The organism is Radiobacillus kanasensis, from assembly GCF_021049245.1.
Lineage (GTDB): Bacteria > Bacillota > Bacilli > Bacillales > Amphibacillaceae > Radiobacillus > Radiobacillus kanasensis.
Genome location: NZ_CP088020.1, coordinates 3053258 through 3067733, shown reverse-complemented (window position 1 = coordinate 3067733; position 14476 = coordinate 3053258). Strand labels below are relative to the sequence as shown.

The following is a 14476-nucleotide window of genomic DNA, read 5'->3' as shown; positions in this document are numbered from 1 at the left end:
CACTGCCATTGGTAGTGGGATTTCTTATGCGTATGAATGTATTTGTATTTAAAATAAGTATGTTGGATCAGAGTAAGCTCAGTATGCATGAACGAATTCTGCTAGAAATTTAAGTTATAAATGAAAGAACTGTTACAGCATTGTAACCATGAAGACAGAAACGTAACGTTTAAAATTGGATAATTCGGTAATAGTACAGATAAGAACACTAGGAGGTGTTAATCATGGACAAGCTATCTGCTTTTTTCCAGACTGAAAATGATGCAGTGGATGTTCAAGCTAAGCTACAAGCTCTAAAAGTCGAGAACTTAACAGTGGAGCAAGTTCCCGAAGATCACACAGGAATCCTAGATACATTAAGAGAAGTAATGCATGCAGGAAATGATGAGAGTGAGCATGATCCTTATAAAGTACTTTTTGAAGTTGCAGAAGAAGACTCCAACCGAGCCCTAGCGATTATAGAAGAGAATGGTGGTTATATCGAAGAATAAAAATCGGGTGCGGACCCGATTTTTTCTTTTCTCATATGATCATAGATATGTTAGACTATGGAAAAAACGGTGGTGAAAATTTTGTCGATTTCTAGATTGTTAAAACTAGCAACTGGTATTTGTGAAGCAATCCTTGGGGTCCCCTTTTTAGGTGCTTCTATAGTATTAGGAAACCTATGGACTCCATTGGGATTTATGCTCATCTTTCATATCGTTACATTAGTATTTACGAAGCGGGATGGTGGATCCACATCTGGGAGTGTGCTAGGTATTATCACGTCCCTCATTGCTTGGATTCCGTTTGTTGGTATGGTAATGCACATTGTTACTGCGATTGTTCTACTTCTTTCTTCCGCACGCTCCGAGAGATAAGCCAGGGACACGATTCCTGGCTTTACTACTCTTCGCCTAATTGACAAATTTTTCATTTCATAATAAGATAATAATGTAAACGATTACATCTGATTTGAGGTGATTCCGTGGCAAACATTCAAGAGGTTGCCAAAAAGGCTGGGGTATCCGTTGCCACAGTGTCACGCGTTCTTAATAAACAAGCTATTGTTTCTGATAAGACGAAGGAAAAAGTCGAGCAAGCAATCAAGGAGCTTAATTACGAGCCAAGTCTACTAGGAAGAAATCTGCGTACGTCTGAAAGTAGATTATTACTTGTTCTCATCCCGAGTATTTCCAATCCTTTCTATGCCGAAATAATAAATGGAATTGAAGATACCGCGATAAGTCTTAACTATAACATCTTGCTTTGTGATACAGACTCCAATCCAGAGCGAGAATCTATTTACTTTAATTTAGTGAAAAACAGAATGGCAGATGGTGTTATTTCCATGGATCCAACCGTTAATAAGGAGCGATTGTTTGAATTAGCTGAAACTTACCCGATTGTTCAATGCAGTGAGTATGATGAGCATGGACACATTCCTTATGTCACCATTAATAATGAAGAAGCTGCCTATCATGCCGTTAAACATTTAATAGAAGTTGGACATGAACGAATTGCACTGATTAACTCTGATGAAAAATTTTTATACGCCAGAGAACGTAGGCAGGGCTTTGAAAGAGCGTTAAAGGAACATAGTCTAGCGATTGAAGAAAAGTGGATTTATCACACAGAAGAAGTAGACTTTGAGGATGGCCAGGTAGCTATAAAGCACTTATTGGATTTGCCAGATAAGCCAACAGCAGTTTTTGCTGTGTCGGATGTGTTAGCCATTGGTGCATTGAAAGAAATTCATTCGAGAGGATTAAAGGTACCTGAAGATATCGCCATCATTGGCTTTGATAAAATCAGTTTTTCTAACATGACGTATCCAACCTTGACGACCGTATCCCAGCCGATGTACGCGATGGGGTGTACCGCGGTGAACATGTTGATTGATCGGATTCAAGGGAAAGAAGTAGAAAGTCGAATGCTAGAGCATGAGTTGGTTGTAAGGGAATCGACGAAGTAAAGGAAAGCAGTAAAAAAGTGAGAAAACTTTTTTACTGCTTTTTTTATTTTGTAGTCATAATCATAACTTTTAATCAGTAAACATGAAGTAAATATTTATCTAATTCTAACCAAGTTAACATCCAATATGCAGAGTACTAGTTAACAAATATAGAAAAATTTTACTAAACATAAGGAGTAATAGAATGGCTACAATTAGGGATATCGCAAACAAGGCAGACGTGTCAATCTCCACGGTTTCAAGGGTACTCAATAATGACGAAACGTTATCAGTTCAAGAAAATACGAGAAAAAGGATATGGAAAGTTGCGGAGGAATTACAGTACATTACGAAACAATCTAGAAAGAAAAAAGGAAAAGGATTAAGTCTAGGTATTTTCTTATGCCAATCCGTGGAAGAGGAACTGAGTGATCCTTATTTTCTCTCCATAAGGCAAGGGATAGAAAATGAGGCTAATAAACACGGGATTTCTCAGACCAACATTTTACGACTCCATGATTACAGCAAGATTCCTCTAGTGGAAGACTTAGACGGATTAATTGTAATCGGAAGAGTAAATCCAACACTTGTAAAAAAGATGGGCATATCACCCGAAAGAGTTGTATATGTGGACTACTCGCCAGACGACTCTTTATATGATGCTGTTGTGGTTGATTTTAAGAAGGCTACTATTCTAGTTATAGACCACTTACTAAACCATGGATACAAAAATTTAGGTTTTATTGGTGGAAAACAAATGGAGCATTCAAACACAGTGCAAGATTGTTTGAATGATGACAGGCAAATTACATTTGAGAGCCGTTTGCGAGAAAAGAATCTATTTAAGAAGTCTAATGTATATATCGGGGATTATACCATGACAGATGGCTATCAACTAATGAAAAAAGCTATCTCATCTAAAAAGCTACCAGAAGCTTTTGTGGTAGCCAGTGATCCTATGGCAGTTGGGGCATTACGAGCTTTACAAGAATCCGGTTTAAAAGTTCCAGAGGATGTAGCATTGGTTAGCTTCGATGATATAGAAATGGCGCAATTCGCTAGCTCTTCACTAACCACCATTAGAGTACATACAGAGCTAATGGGACGAACTGCAGTAAAGCTCCTATTAGATCGAATGGATGGTCGTAATATTCCTTACAAGGTTACCATTCCTACAGAATTGATGGTTAGAGATAGCTGTGGGATTCTTCAAGAAAAAATATAAAAGAAAGCTTTCTGTCGAGAAAAATGATAACGGTTACATTTAGGGGGTGATGCTTATATAGCGAAGCAAAAAAGCAGCGAGTGAAGGATAAAAAAAGAGGATAACAAGCCTAGATACGATTGTAGTGACGGGCATCACTGCATCTAGGACTTGTGAACCCCATCTCCGCAAAGGAGTGACTATATTATAAAATAGTTACTTTTTCCTATCAAGAAAATCCTCTTTTTTGTTGCTTGATTATCTTATTTCAAATCAATGGAGGGGCAATTATGAAAAAGAGCTTCGTTTTTTGTTTCTTACTTTGTTCTATTGTCACGGGACTAGTAGGCTGTTCGAATAACAATTCCACTTCTGATGCGAAGACCACGTTAACTTTATTTTCTACCGTTACCAACACGGAGGACCAAGAGACACTTACCGAGGTTATTGGAAATTTTGAGAAGGAATACCCAGAAATAAACATAGAAGAGAATTTCCCGGCAGAAGAATATGAAGGAATGTTGCGTGTCAAGATGGCGGCTAACGATATGCCAGATTTATTCGATACACATGGATGGGCAAAAAATAGATATGGAGAATATGTAGCGGATTTAAGTGATATGGATTGGGTCCAATACTTGGATCCGGCAATGGAACCCATTTTAACGGATGAGGATGGAAAAGTTTATGCATTTCCTCTTAATCAAGCAAAAGATGGAATTACCTATAATGCGACTTTATTGGAGGAGTATTCAATCCAACCACCGCAAACGTTTGATGAGTTTATGACGGCTCTAGAAACAATTAAGGAAAAAAGTGGGGAAGATGTAACTCCGCTTTGGTTTGCTGGTTCAGATAAGTCTGCTCTTGGACAATATTTTGATCAATTTGCTACACCTCTTCTCGTTACCCATGAGGAACACAATTATGAGGAAGAGTTACTAAATGGAAGCTTTGATTGGTCTAACTATACCTTTTTACCAAAAAAGCTAAAAGAAATGCAGGATAATGAGCTGTTAAATGTCGATGTCCTAACCGCACAAAACCACCAAATGAATCAATTAATGGCACAGGGTAAAATCGGCTTTATTATCGGTGGAGGAATGCTAGGGCCAGCCATTAAAGAGTTGAACCCAGATATTCAATTAGGGGTTATTCCAATGCCCGCCATTCACGATGGAGGTGTCCAAAGCTGGATAGGTGGGGAGCGTCATACGATGGCTGCTTGGAAGGATTCCGAACACTTAGAAGAAGCGAAAAAATTCATTGAATATATATCGCGTCCAGAAATAGCAAAAAAAATTGCTGAGGGAACTGCTTTACCATCAGGGCTGACGAATGTTGATGCGGATAATTACTACGCCAATTATTACGAGCAATATGCAGACGTTAAAGTACAACCATACTTTGATCGAATTTATCTTCCTAGCGGTATGTGGGATGTTATGGGATCAACTGGCCAGGAGCTGTTATCTGGAAAGCTAACACCAGAAGAAGTTTCAGAGAAAATGGGTGAGGAATACACTCGTTTAAGAAATCAAGAGTAGTCCATGAATGAAGGGGCTGCACGTCCAGTCCTTTCCATTACGGCTATAGGAGTTGTAAAATATGAATTCATTTAAACGGAAAAAATTTCAATCGTCTTTTCGTTCTTCTTTATGGTGGATGTACGCACCAGCCGTATTACTAGTTTGCATCTTTATTCTTTACCCATTTGGGAAAGGGATATTTATCTCCTTTACAAATTGGAATGGCTTTTCCCAAACCTTCGATTATATTGGGTTAGATCAGTACAAACGAATGCTTGCAGATTCTGATACTTGGTTAGTCGTGAAAAATACGTTGATTTATGGAATAGGAAGCACCCTGTTTCAAAATATCGTTGGCTTACTTTATGCGCTCTTATTAAATCAGAGTATCAAAATGAAGGCTTTTACTAGGACGGTAGTTTATCTACCTGTCATCATTAGTCCGCTTATAATGGGGTACATTTGGTATTTCTTCTTTGCCTATCAAGGTGGTGCGTTAAATGATGTCCTCTTGCTATTAGGATTAGATAAGATTAATTCGCTTGGAAATCCGGATATGAATATATGGATTATTGTATTTGTTAACACGTATCAGTTTGTTGGTATTGCGATGATTATTTATTTGGCGGGCCTACAAAGCATACCACGAGATTTCTATGAAGCGGCTCAAATAGATGGATCTACTCCATGGCAACAATTTAAAAACATTACACTACCATTGTTGATGCCATCTATTACAATCAATATGGTAATTAATATCATTGGAGGATTAAAGCTCTTTGACATTGTCATCGCCTTGACAGGTGGGGGACCAGGAAATGCATCACAATCTATGTCCACTTTCATGTATGATTTATATTTCTCACGACAAGATGCGGGCTATGCGGCAACTCAAGGGGTATTAATGGCGATTATTATCTTAATTTTGAGTATTACAGCATTGGTATTTTTCAAGCGTAAGGAGGTAGAAGCGTAATGGTTTATGAAAGTATTCGAAAGAAACGGTTGTTAACCGGATTGGCGACTGCCATATCCATTGTCCATCTCATTCCTTTTTACATCTTGATCACCACCTCCTTAAAAGCAAAAGGTGACTTTAGCTCAAAATGGATTTTTCCTAGTAACTGGAGCTGGTCTAACTTCCAAGAAGCGTGGATCATGGCTGACTTGGGTAATGCTTTGTGGAATACAACAATCATTACCTTTGTTTCAGCTTTACTCCTTATTTTCATAGGATCTATGGCGGCCTATCCGTTAGCAAGAAGAAAAACAAAGCTTAATCGTTTTATCTTCATGTTGTTTATTGCGATCATGGTCATCCCTCCCTTAACCGCACTAGTTCCTCTTTACCAACTAGTAGTGGATATTGGGATGATGAATACACATGAAATCGCTATTTTAAATAATGTAGCGGCTTATATATCTCTGACGGTGTTTTTATACTCTGGATTTATTCGATCGACCATTCCTAAAGAATTAGAGGAAGCGGCAAGAATTGATGGTGCGGGGACATTAGCGATATTTTTTAGAGTGGTGTTTCCGTTATTAAAGCCAGTAACGGCATCTATTCTAATCATTTCCTGTGTGTTTATTTGGAATGACTACCAATTTGCGATTTTCTTCTTACAGGCGGAAGAAGTACAGACCTTAACGGTGGCATTATCGGGCTTCTTCGGACAAAACTCGAATAATCTAAATCTAGTAGCAGCGGCTGCTATCGTGGCGATGCTTCCAATGGTCCTATTATTTCTATTCTTGCAAAAATATTTTATTAAAGGACTATCTTCAGGTTCCATTAAAGGATAATTATTAGGAGGTACTAGTATTATGGCGAAAGTAACTATTATCGGTGCAGGTAGTGTTGTATTTGCAAATCGATTAATTTCAGATATATTAAGTTACTCTGAATTAAAGAGTACATTTTTTTCATTGACTGATATTGATCCAGTACGGCTAGCAACTGCACAGAAAATGACAGAGTCTCTCATCCAACAGGGTGGGGAAGGTGCAAGAGTAGAGGCCACTCTAGATAGAAAAGAGGCATTGAAGGATTCTGATTATGTGATTAATTTAATTCAGGTCGGGATGCATGAAGCTACGGTAACGGACTTTGAGATACCAAAAAAATACGGATTAAAGCAAACGATTGCTGACACATTAGGTGTAGGAGGAATCTTCCGCGCTTTAAGAACAATTCCAGTTGTATTGGAGATATGTCGTGACATGGAGGAGGTCTGCCCGAATGCCTTGTTACTGAACTACACCAATCCAATGGCGATGATTATGCATGCCATACAAAAATCTACATCGATAAAATCAGTAGGGCTGTGTCATAGTGTTCAAAATACGACAGAAGAAATTGCTTCCTATTTAAATATTCCTTTAGAAGAAGTTGAAATAAAAGTAGCAGGAATTAACCATATGGCGTGGTTTTTAGAATTAAAAAGAAATGGTGAGGACCTCTACCCGTTGTTGTGGGAGGCAATGGATGATGAGGAAATATATAAAAAGGATAAAGTCCGTTTTGAAATGATGAAACGGTTAAATTACTTTATAACGGAGTCAAGCGAGCATATGTCGGAATACACTCCTTATTTTATAAAAAGGGACGGTCTTATAAAGGAGTTTGATATCCCAATTGATGAATATATTCGTAGAAGTGAAGAAAATTTAAAACATTTCCAAGCATCTAAGGAAAAAATCGAAAGGAATGAACAAATAGAAACAGAAACAAGTCATGAATACGGTGCCCCAATCATTCATGCGGTAGAAACTGGTAACACCATTGAGATTTGGGGGAATGTCATCAACTCCAATTTAATTACAAATTTGCCAACAGATGCGTGTGTGGAAGTTCCATGTTTAGTTAATAAACGAGGCATACAACCTACTCATATTGGGGATCTACCACCACAGCTAGCGGCAATGAATCTAACGAATATCAATGTTCAAAAATTGACAGTGGAAGCCGTATTAACTGGCAATGTAGATTATGTTTATCAAGCGGTCATGTTGGATCCACATACGAGTTCCGTTCTTTCTTTAGCAGAGATCTGGGATATGACAGATGAATTACTTGAGGCTCATAAGGACTTGCTTCCACCATTTGAAAAAGGGAGAAATCTTTAACCTAACTTTTAAACCAACCCAAACATGGGTTGGTTTAAATTCTAAAATACTATTTAGGCTTGTACTTATTGAAGTTAAATTAAAATATGGGTAGATTAAAGCAATGGATAGCCCCCTTTGACAGAAAAAGGGGGTTATTTAATTATAGGTAAAGTAAGATGTTGAATCTGTTTTGGTTCACTTGATTAGCTTTCATATAAGAAGGAAACTCTGTTATTAAAAACCCTGGAGGACAACATGGAACTCATTCTCTATCTATTACTCGCGTTTTTCCTCATGAAAACCCCTTTTCTCGGAACAAATCTTCGCATACTAAATACAGTTATTCATGAATTCTCTCACATTTTTGTTGCAAAGGTCACGGGAGGGAAGGGACATTCAATTAAGCTTCATCCTGATACGTCTGGATCAGCTCTGGTTGGTTCCTCTTCTCGATGGAGTCGAATTCTATCAACGTATGCAGGATATACCGGTTCGTCAGTCGTAGCGTTTGGTCTATTTTATTTTATCGATCAAGGAAAACATCAGCTTGTTATGATCTTTTTCCTTTGTTTAGTTGTGGGCACGACCATCCTGTGGACTCGAAACTTGTATGGCATTCTTTGGTCGGCTAGTTTTGCTGCATTGCTTTACATGCTGTTTCACTACCAATTGGAGCAAGTGATTTTCCATGGCAGTATGATCCTGTCCTCTATCATTTTGCTAGAATCGATTTTAAGTGCGGCCCATATTATGTATATAAGTATGAAGAGCCCGAAAGAAGCGGGGGATGCGGCAATCTTGCAGAAGACCACTTGGATCCCAGCCGTGTTTTGGGGGCTATTGTTTTTTGTGCAAGCACTGTATATTGGAGTAGAGATTGTCACGAGGTACGTATAAGGGGGAGAAAAAGTGAAACTCACGAAAGAACTTGGTTCAGAAATTGTACAACGTCTACATCCGTATTTGGATGTACCGATGAATCTTATGGACAAGTCAGGAAAAATTGTCGCTAGTTCAGACCCAACCCGGATAGATCAAGTCCATTCAGGGGCCGTACGTGTTTTAGATACGAATCAAGCTGTAATTTTGACAGAGGAAGATGTGAGTCATTTTTCTGGTACCAAACCAGGTGCAAACCTTCCTATCTTACATCAGGGAGAGATAATCGGTGTCGTTGGAGTGACGGGAGATCCGGACCATGTAGAAAAGTTAGCTGGTATAACCCGAGCGTCTGTGGAAATCGCAATTGAGCAGATTTATGAACAAAAGCAAAGCTTTTATTTGGAAAGGCAATGGGCTAATTGGCTCCAACAGTTATTCCATCCACTTGGAATGGACGAAGAAAGCTTAGAGAAGGAAGCGAAATATACATTAAAGGTTGATCTAGAAGACTGGTGGAAGGTTATTGTGTTCACAGGAAATGTTGGGGAAGAGGTACAGGAAAAAATCAATATGTATTTTAAAAGGTATGGAATCACTCCTCAGTTATTTCTTCCATTGAACGGCGAGGAATTGATTTGTTGTGTCCATCAACAACAGCACCTTAATCCTTTCTTTGAGAAAATTATAGGGAAATGGAATAACATTCGGATAGGGATAGGCGATGCAGGATACGGAATATCTGGTATTAGAAATTCCTACTTTCAAGCGAAACAGGCCCTTTATTTTGCGAAACCGGATGATAAATCTCTTACTAATATTCAGGAATGGAAAGTGGAACGGATTATCGATTCCTTATCGAAGGATACCTATCAATCTATTTGTATGGATTATGAAAAAAAGATGAAAGAATTAGACCCAGAGTATTTGCGAACCATAGAGCTATTTCTGTCTAATGACTTTAAAGTGAAAGAAACAGCTGAAAAGCTGCACATCCATCGAAATACATTATTCTATCGTTTAGATCAAATTAAAGAAAAAGTTGGTCTTGATCCACGGAAATTTCAAGATGCTTTTCTGCTGCACCTATTACATTACCACTTGAAATATGTTTGTGCATTTGCCTAAAAAGTCCACGAATAGACGAGTACTATTTTAGGCATTCGTATAATTGTAAGCGGATACATTTTTCGGTTTAATGAGAGTAACTAACAAGAATAAAGGAGTTTACCATGAAAATCGTCATTGCACCTGATTCATTTAAGGGAAGTTTAACAGCAGTAGAAGCGGCAAAATCGATTCAAAGGGGAATATGGGAGGTTGACCCTGCTGTACAAACAAAGATTATGCCTATGGCGGATGGAGGGGAAGGTACACTAGAAGCCTTATTAACCGCAGCAGAAGGGGAAAAAGTTTTCCTTCGTTGTAAAGGGCCGCTAGGGGATGATGTGGATACCCACTATGCCATTGTTCAAAACCATACTGCCGTTATCGAATGTGCGAATATTGCAGGCTTAGTTCAAGTGCCCCCTGATGAGCGAAATCCGGAAGTGACAACCTCTTATGGTATTGGGGAAGTCATTAAAAATGCTCTTGATAAAGGCTGTTCCTCTTTTGTAATCGGTTTGGGAGGTAGTGCAACGAATGACGGTGGTTTAGGTATGCTTCAAGCATTAGGTATGAAGGGATGGGATAAAAAAGGGAAAGAAAGCGGTATATTTGGAAAGGATCTATACGACATAGATAAAGTTTCCTTTGAACATCTGGATGGTAGACTCCAAGATGCAAGTTTTCAAATTGCTTGTGACGTGGATAATCCACTTTGTGGGAAAAACGGTGCTACAGCTGTTTATGGGCCACAAAAGGGAGCGACTGCAGCCCAAATTACTCAATTAGATGAAGCATTAGGGCGTTTTGCAAGTTTAGTAGAAGAGCAGCTAGATACATCCTTTCAAGTACATCCAGGCTCAGGTGCAGCTGGAGGATTAGGATTTGCCTTTTTATCATTAGGTGCATTACTGGATTCAGGTGCAAAACTGATTGCAGGTGCAATCGGTTTAGAGAAAGAGATTGCTGACGCAGACCTAGTTATTACAGGGGAAGGTCAAAGTGATGAGCAAACATTATATGGAAAAGCACCTAGCTATGTGGCGCAGCTTGCTAAAAAGCATCATGTGCCAACTATCCTTCTATCCGGCAGTTTAGGAAAGGGATCTGAGACATTACATGATTTATTCATAGGCAGTTTCGCGATAACAGATCGCCCGATGAACCTAGAGGACTGTATGGCTCAGGCTGATGAATTGTTGCTTTCACAGACAAGGCGTGTCATCCATTTTTTTAAAAATATGAAGGGGTGAGAGAATGGAAGGTTTCGGACTTATAATTGTTATTACTTTAGGGGTTTTATTTGTAATTTTTGCAACAGCCAAGTTAAGACTTCATCCGTTTTTATCCTTATTATTCGCAGCGTTTGGTATTGGTATTATTGCAGGTCTACCGTTAGCGGATGTTGTGGCAGCCGTAAACAATGGATTTGGGGGATTAATGGGAGGCATTGGTCTCGTTATTATTTTCGGTACGATTATTGGTGTTATCCTAGAAAAGTCGGGTGCTGCACTTAGAATGGCAGAAGTCGTGCTTCGTATCGTTGGAGAAAAACGTCCGCAATTAGCAATGAGTCTTATTGGAGGAATTGTAAGTATCCCGGTGTTTTGTGACTCTGGATATGTCATTTTATCTTCTTTAAAGAAAGCGCTAGCAAAGCGAGCGAAAGTAGCTGTGGCATCGATGGCGATTGCTTTATCTACTGGCTTGTTCGCGACACATACATTAGTACCACCGACTCCTGGCCCTATCGCTGCAGCTGGGAACATCGGTGCCGAGAACTATTTAGGAACGGTGATTTTGTTTGGCTTTATTGTAGCGATCCCAGTTATCATTGCCGGTTATATTTGGGCGATGAAAGTAGGTACAAAAATTAAAGTAGAGGGCGAAGATCAAGATACAGCAAACTATGATTACGATGCGATCATTAAAGAATTTGGTGAAATGCCTTCTACCTTTAAATCGTTTGCACCAATCTTAGTACCAATTGTACTCATCGGAATTAGCTCCGTAATTTCCTTTGCAGGCTGGACTGGAACTATAGCAGAAATTTTCTTATTCTTAGGTGCTCCAGTTGTCGCACTATTAGTAGGTATATTATTCGCTTTCTTGTTGCTTCCAAACTTCTCGGAAGAAACGCTAACAGATTGGGTTGGAATAGGGATTAAAGAGTCTGCACCCATTCTTTTGATTACAGGTGCCGGTGGTGCCTTTGGTTCCGTTATTAAAGCAACACCTGTTGCAGAATTTATTCAAGGTTTTGCGGATAGTGGAATTGTAGGTGGAGCATTATTCGTCTTTATTCCATTTTTAATTGCCGCAGCGTTGAAAACCGCACAAGGTTCTTCTACTGCAGCGTTAGTCATCACGTCTACTTTGATTGCTCCATTGTTAGTTGAAGTAGGAATTGAAGGCGCTGTTCCATTAGCGCTAGTAGTTATGTCAGTGGGAGCTGGAGCGATGGTTGTATCTCACGTGAATGATAGTTACTTCTGGGTTGTGAAAGAGTTTAGTGGGATGTCGGTAACGCAAGCTTATAAGGCACAGACGGCGGCTACTCTTCTGCAAGGGATTGTGGCGATACTTGTTACGTTTGTGTTGTGGTTGATATTTGTATAGTGGGAAGAGGGTGGTAGTTCGCTACCACCCTCTTTTTTTTCACTAGTTTATTCTGTTCCATCTGCATGCCCTAAGGTAAAATAGAGACAAATGAACAACTTACAAACGGAGACGACAATGGCAAAATTTACAGAAACAATCAAACTAACAATTTCGACTAGAAGTTCAGCTAGAATTGCACCACATAACCGAATTGATATACATCCTCATACAGCTCTGCAACAGGGGCTAATGGAGAATGAACGAGTGACCATCACCCACAAGGCAAGTGGAAAAAGTCGGACGTGTACGATTATGATGAACGGCCGTATATCAGAAAGTGAACTTGCGATAACACGTTCTTCTTTCAACCTATTCCAGGCTGAAGCAGGAGAAGAACTCGAAGTTTCTAAGATTAAAAGCTTTCTTTTTACGAAGGTTAGGAAACAAACGGTCCAACAAATTAAGTATCACAATGTGGAAGTGTCTAAAGATATATTCCAACAATTGAATCAAAAAGTAGAACAGCACGTTCTAGTTAATCACATTACAGGGGATGTTATGCCAATTCCAACGGGAAAGTTCGTGGTCAATCCGAGTATCGAGAACGATACGATTAAACTAAACTATAAACAAAGAGAATTCCTTCAGCTAGAAAATCCGCCTGATATGATTAATCGGTATTATTTTGATGCCTTTTTAGCGAAAGGTGTTTGGAACGAAGAGCAAGAACAGTTTTTCAAAGAAAACTATATTGGGGAAAAGGAAGTTAATTCGCTGAACTACACGGAAAAGGTACAAATGAACCGGATGTTAAAGCAAGTAGGCTTTCCATCCATTGGTTTATATCCTGATTATGATACCGTTACGAAAAAGCCGAGCATCTGGAGAAGGTTCATCGCAAAATGCTTGGAAACGGTTATCGGGCAAACGAGTACAAGCTTTAAAGTCATTCGACCGTATTCTTCGGATGAAGCTAGTAATGCGGTTCGTTTAACTCCGAGCGCCATGAACCTACTAGGAATCGAAGAAACAGATAATATTGTGATTGAAGCAAATGGAAAAGCTATTAAAGCACGGGTATTAGCGTTAGAGTCTAAGGAACTTCTGAAGGAAACAAATATCATTACATCTGAAGGAGCAGTCAATCTAGTAATTGGAATTCCAGTACATTTACGAAGTGAGCTAGGAATTCCAGATATTCATCACGTTGTAGAAGTGAAACGAGACGTTTGGTATCTGTTCCGGAAAAACTATAACATTCAATTCATTCCGGTGTTAGCAACCATTTTAGCTGCATTCGCTTTAAATGAATTTTCCATCGTAACGCGATTTGGTTTATGTGTTTTGCTCATCCCGATATCGATATTTGTAACGTTTTCCCAAGTTCGAAATCAAATCTCAAATTCTTAAAGAGGAATGTATATGCCCTATTCAAAAGAACGAATGGAAAAGCTAGAACAACAATTTATTTCAGAAGATTTCTCCGATGATAGAGGGTTCCATATAGAAAAAGGAAGCTATCCTATTCTCTTATCTGCTCCGCATAGTGTGGAGCAGTGGAGAAATAACCAGGAGAAAGTGGGAGAGTATCTGACTGGCCCTTTTGTCATGCTTCTAAAGGAAGATACAGATTGCTTTTGCATGTACAAAACGAGGAATCAGAAAGACGATGCGAATTACGATGAAGCTCATGCCTATAAAGACGAGATGGTTAACTTGGTAAAAGAACACAACATTCAGTATGTGTTAGACCTTCATATTATGTCTGATCGAAGGTCCCATTTCGTAGATATTGGAACGGGCAAAGGAAAGAACATCAACGGGGAAGAGGAGAAGATCCAGAGGCTGAACGAAATCTTGGCGTCTCATCAGGTGAGCCATGTAAAAGTGGATCATGTCTTTTCAGCAGCTTTCCCACATACAGTATCTTCAACCGTTCACCGAGAAACAGGGGTTTTTGGTATTCAAATCGAAATGAACTGGAGACTGTTAGATTCCAAGAATCAAGCTGTAAAACCCAACGCTTTTTCTTTATACGAAGGATTATATACATTTATCGAAACCTTGAAGTGAGAACAAAAAAAGTGCTGGCGAGGATTCGCCAGCAAA

The 14476-nt window shown here is 39.1% G+C and carries 14 protein-coding genes; all 14 read left to right on the top strand.

Features of this window, described 5'->3' with window-relative positions; genetic code table 11:
- Positions 1–224: 224 nt before the first annotated feature.
- The 14 genes from KO561_RS15960 to KO561_RS15895 all read left to right on the top strand — a co-directional run bounded on the left by KO561_RS15960 (position 225) and on the right by KO561_RS15895 (position 14440).
- The gene (locus KO561_RS15960) at positions 225–491 is read left to right on the top strand and encodes a hypothetical protein (RefSeq protein ID WP_231094261.1); all 267 of its coding nucleotides are present in this window, start codon (positions 225–227) and stop codon (positions 489–491) included.
- Between the two features lie 72 nt (positions 492–563).
- Entirely contained in the window at positions 564–863 is a 300-nt protein-coding gene (locus KO561_RS15955) for a hypothetical protein (protein ID WP_331000865.1), read from the top strand.
- A gap of 107 nt (positions 864–970) precedes the next feature.
- A complete protein-coding gene (locus KO561_RS15950) occupies positions 971–1957 on the top strand; it encodes a LacI family DNA-binding transcriptional regulator (RefSeq protein WP_231094259.1) in 987 nt (328 codons plus the stop codon).
- Positions 1958–2141: 184 nt separating this feature from the next.
- The gene (locus KO561_RS15945; RefSeq protein WP_231094258.1) at positions 2142–3161 is read left to right on the top strand and encodes a LacI family DNA-binding transcriptional regulator; all 1020 of its coding nucleotides are present in this window, start codon (positions 2142–2144) and stop codon (positions 3159–3161) included.
- Between the two features lie 269 nt (positions 3162–3430).
- Positions 3431–4687, top strand: a complete 1257-nt coding sequence (locus KO561_RS15940) for an ABC transporter substrate-binding protein (protein ID WP_231094257.1) — start codon at positions 3431–3433, stop codon at positions 4685–4687.
- Between the two features lie 61 nt (positions 4688–4748).
- On the top strand, positions 4749–5645 hold the full coding sequence (locus tag KO561_RS15935) for a carbohydrate ABC transporter permease (protein ID WP_231094256.1): 897 nt from the start codon (positions 4749–4751) through the stop codon (positions 5643–5645).
- The gene (locus KO561_RS15930; RefSeq protein ID WP_231094255.1) at positions 5645–6475 is read left to right on the top strand and encodes a carbohydrate ABC transporter permease; all 831 of its coding nucleotides are present in this window, start codon (positions 5645–5647) and stop codon (positions 6473–6475) included. Before KO561_RS15935 ends, KO561_RS15930 begins: the two co-directional genes overlap by 1 nt.
- 21 nt (positions 6476–6496) lie before the next feature.
- The gene (gene melA, locus KO561_RS15925) at positions 6497–7798 is read left to right on the top strand and encodes an alpha-glucosidase/alpha-galactosidase (protein ID WP_231094254.1); all 1302 of its coding nucleotides are present in this window, start codon (positions 6497–6499) and stop codon (positions 7796–7798) included.
- Positions 7799–8035: 237 nt separating this feature from the next.
- The gene (locus tag KO561_RS15920; RefSeq protein ID WP_231094253.1) at positions 8036–8677 is read left to right on the top strand and encodes a M50 family metallopeptidase; all 642 of its coding nucleotides are present in this window, start codon (positions 8036–8038) and stop codon (positions 8675–8677) included.
- Positions 8678–8689: 12 nt separating this feature from the next.
- Entirely contained in the window at positions 8690–9787 is a 1098-nt protein-coding gene (locus tag KO561_RS15915) for a CdaR family transcriptional regulator (protein ID WP_231094252.1), read from the top strand.
- 104 nt (positions 9788–9891) lie between these two features.
- Positions 9892–11019, top strand: a complete 1128-nt coding sequence (locus KO561_RS15910; RefSeq protein ID WP_231094251.1) for a glycerate kinase — start codon at positions 9892–9894, stop codon at positions 11017–11019.
- A 4-nt stretch (positions 11020–11023) separates the two neighbouring features.
- Positions 11024–12385, top strand: a complete 1362-nt coding sequence (locus KO561_RS15905; protein ID WP_231094250.1) for a GntP family permease — start codon at positions 11024–11026, stop codon at positions 12383–12385.
- 117 nt (positions 12386–12502) lie between these two features.
- Entirely contained in the window at positions 12503–13777 is a 1275-nt protein-coding gene (locus tag KO561_RS15900; protein ID WP_231094249.1) for a hypothetical protein, read from the top strand.
- Positions 13778–13789: 12 nt separating this feature from the next.
- Entirely contained in the window at positions 13790–14440 is a 651-nt protein-coding gene (locus KO561_RS15895; protein ID WP_231094248.1) for a hypothetical protein, read from the top strand.
- Positions 14441–14476: the final 36 nt, after the last annotated feature.

What these genes read in the sequence shown, in the direction of transcription:
- melA (WP_231094254.1), top strand. Translation starts at nt 6,497, where the DNA reads ATGGCGAAAGTAACTATTATCGGTGCAGGTAGTGTTGTATTTGCAAAT.
- KO561_RS15945 (WP_231094258.1), top strand. Translation starts at nt 2,142, where the DNA reads ATGGCTACAATTAGGGATATCGCAAACAAGGCAGACGTGTCAATCTCC.
- KO561_RS15930 (WP_231094255.1), top strand. Translation starts at nt 5,645, where the DNA reads ATGGTTTATGAAAGTATTCGAAAGAAACGGTTGTTAACCGGATTGGCG.
- KO561_RS15940 (WP_231094257.1), top strand. Translation starts at nt 3,431, where the DNA reads ATGAAAAAGAGCTTCGTTTTTTGTTTCTTACTTTGTTCTATTGTCACG.
- KO561_RS15960 (WP_231094261.1), top strand. Translation starts at nt 225, where the DNA reads ATGGACAAGCTATCTGCTTTTTTCCAGACTGAAAATGATGCAGTGGAT.
- KO561_RS15910 (WP_231094251.1), top strand. Translation starts at nt 9,892, where the DNA reads ATGAAAATCGTCATTGCACCTGATTCATTTAAGGGAAGTTTAACAGCA.
- KO561_RS15935 (WP_231094256.1), top strand. Translation starts at nt 4,749, where the DNA reads ATGAATTCATTTAAACGGAAAAAATTTCAATCGTCTTTTCGTTCTTCT.
- KO561_RS15895 (WP_231094248.1), top strand. Translation starts at nt 13,790, where the DNA reads ATGCCCTATTCAAAAGAACGAATGGAAAAGCTAGAACAACAATTTATT.
- KO561_RS15900 (WP_231094249.1), top strand. Translation starts at nt 12,503, where the DNA reads ATGGCAAAATTTACAGAAACAATCAAACTAACAATTTCGACTAGAAGT.
- KO561_RS15920 (WP_231094253.1), top strand. Translation starts at nt 8,036, where the DNA reads ATGGAACTCATTCTCTATCTATTACTCGCGTTTTTCCTCATGAAAACC.
- KO561_RS15905 (WP_231094250.1), top strand. Translation starts at nt 11,024, where the DNA reads ATGGAAGGTTTCGGACTTATAATTGTTATTACTTTAGGGGTTTTATTT.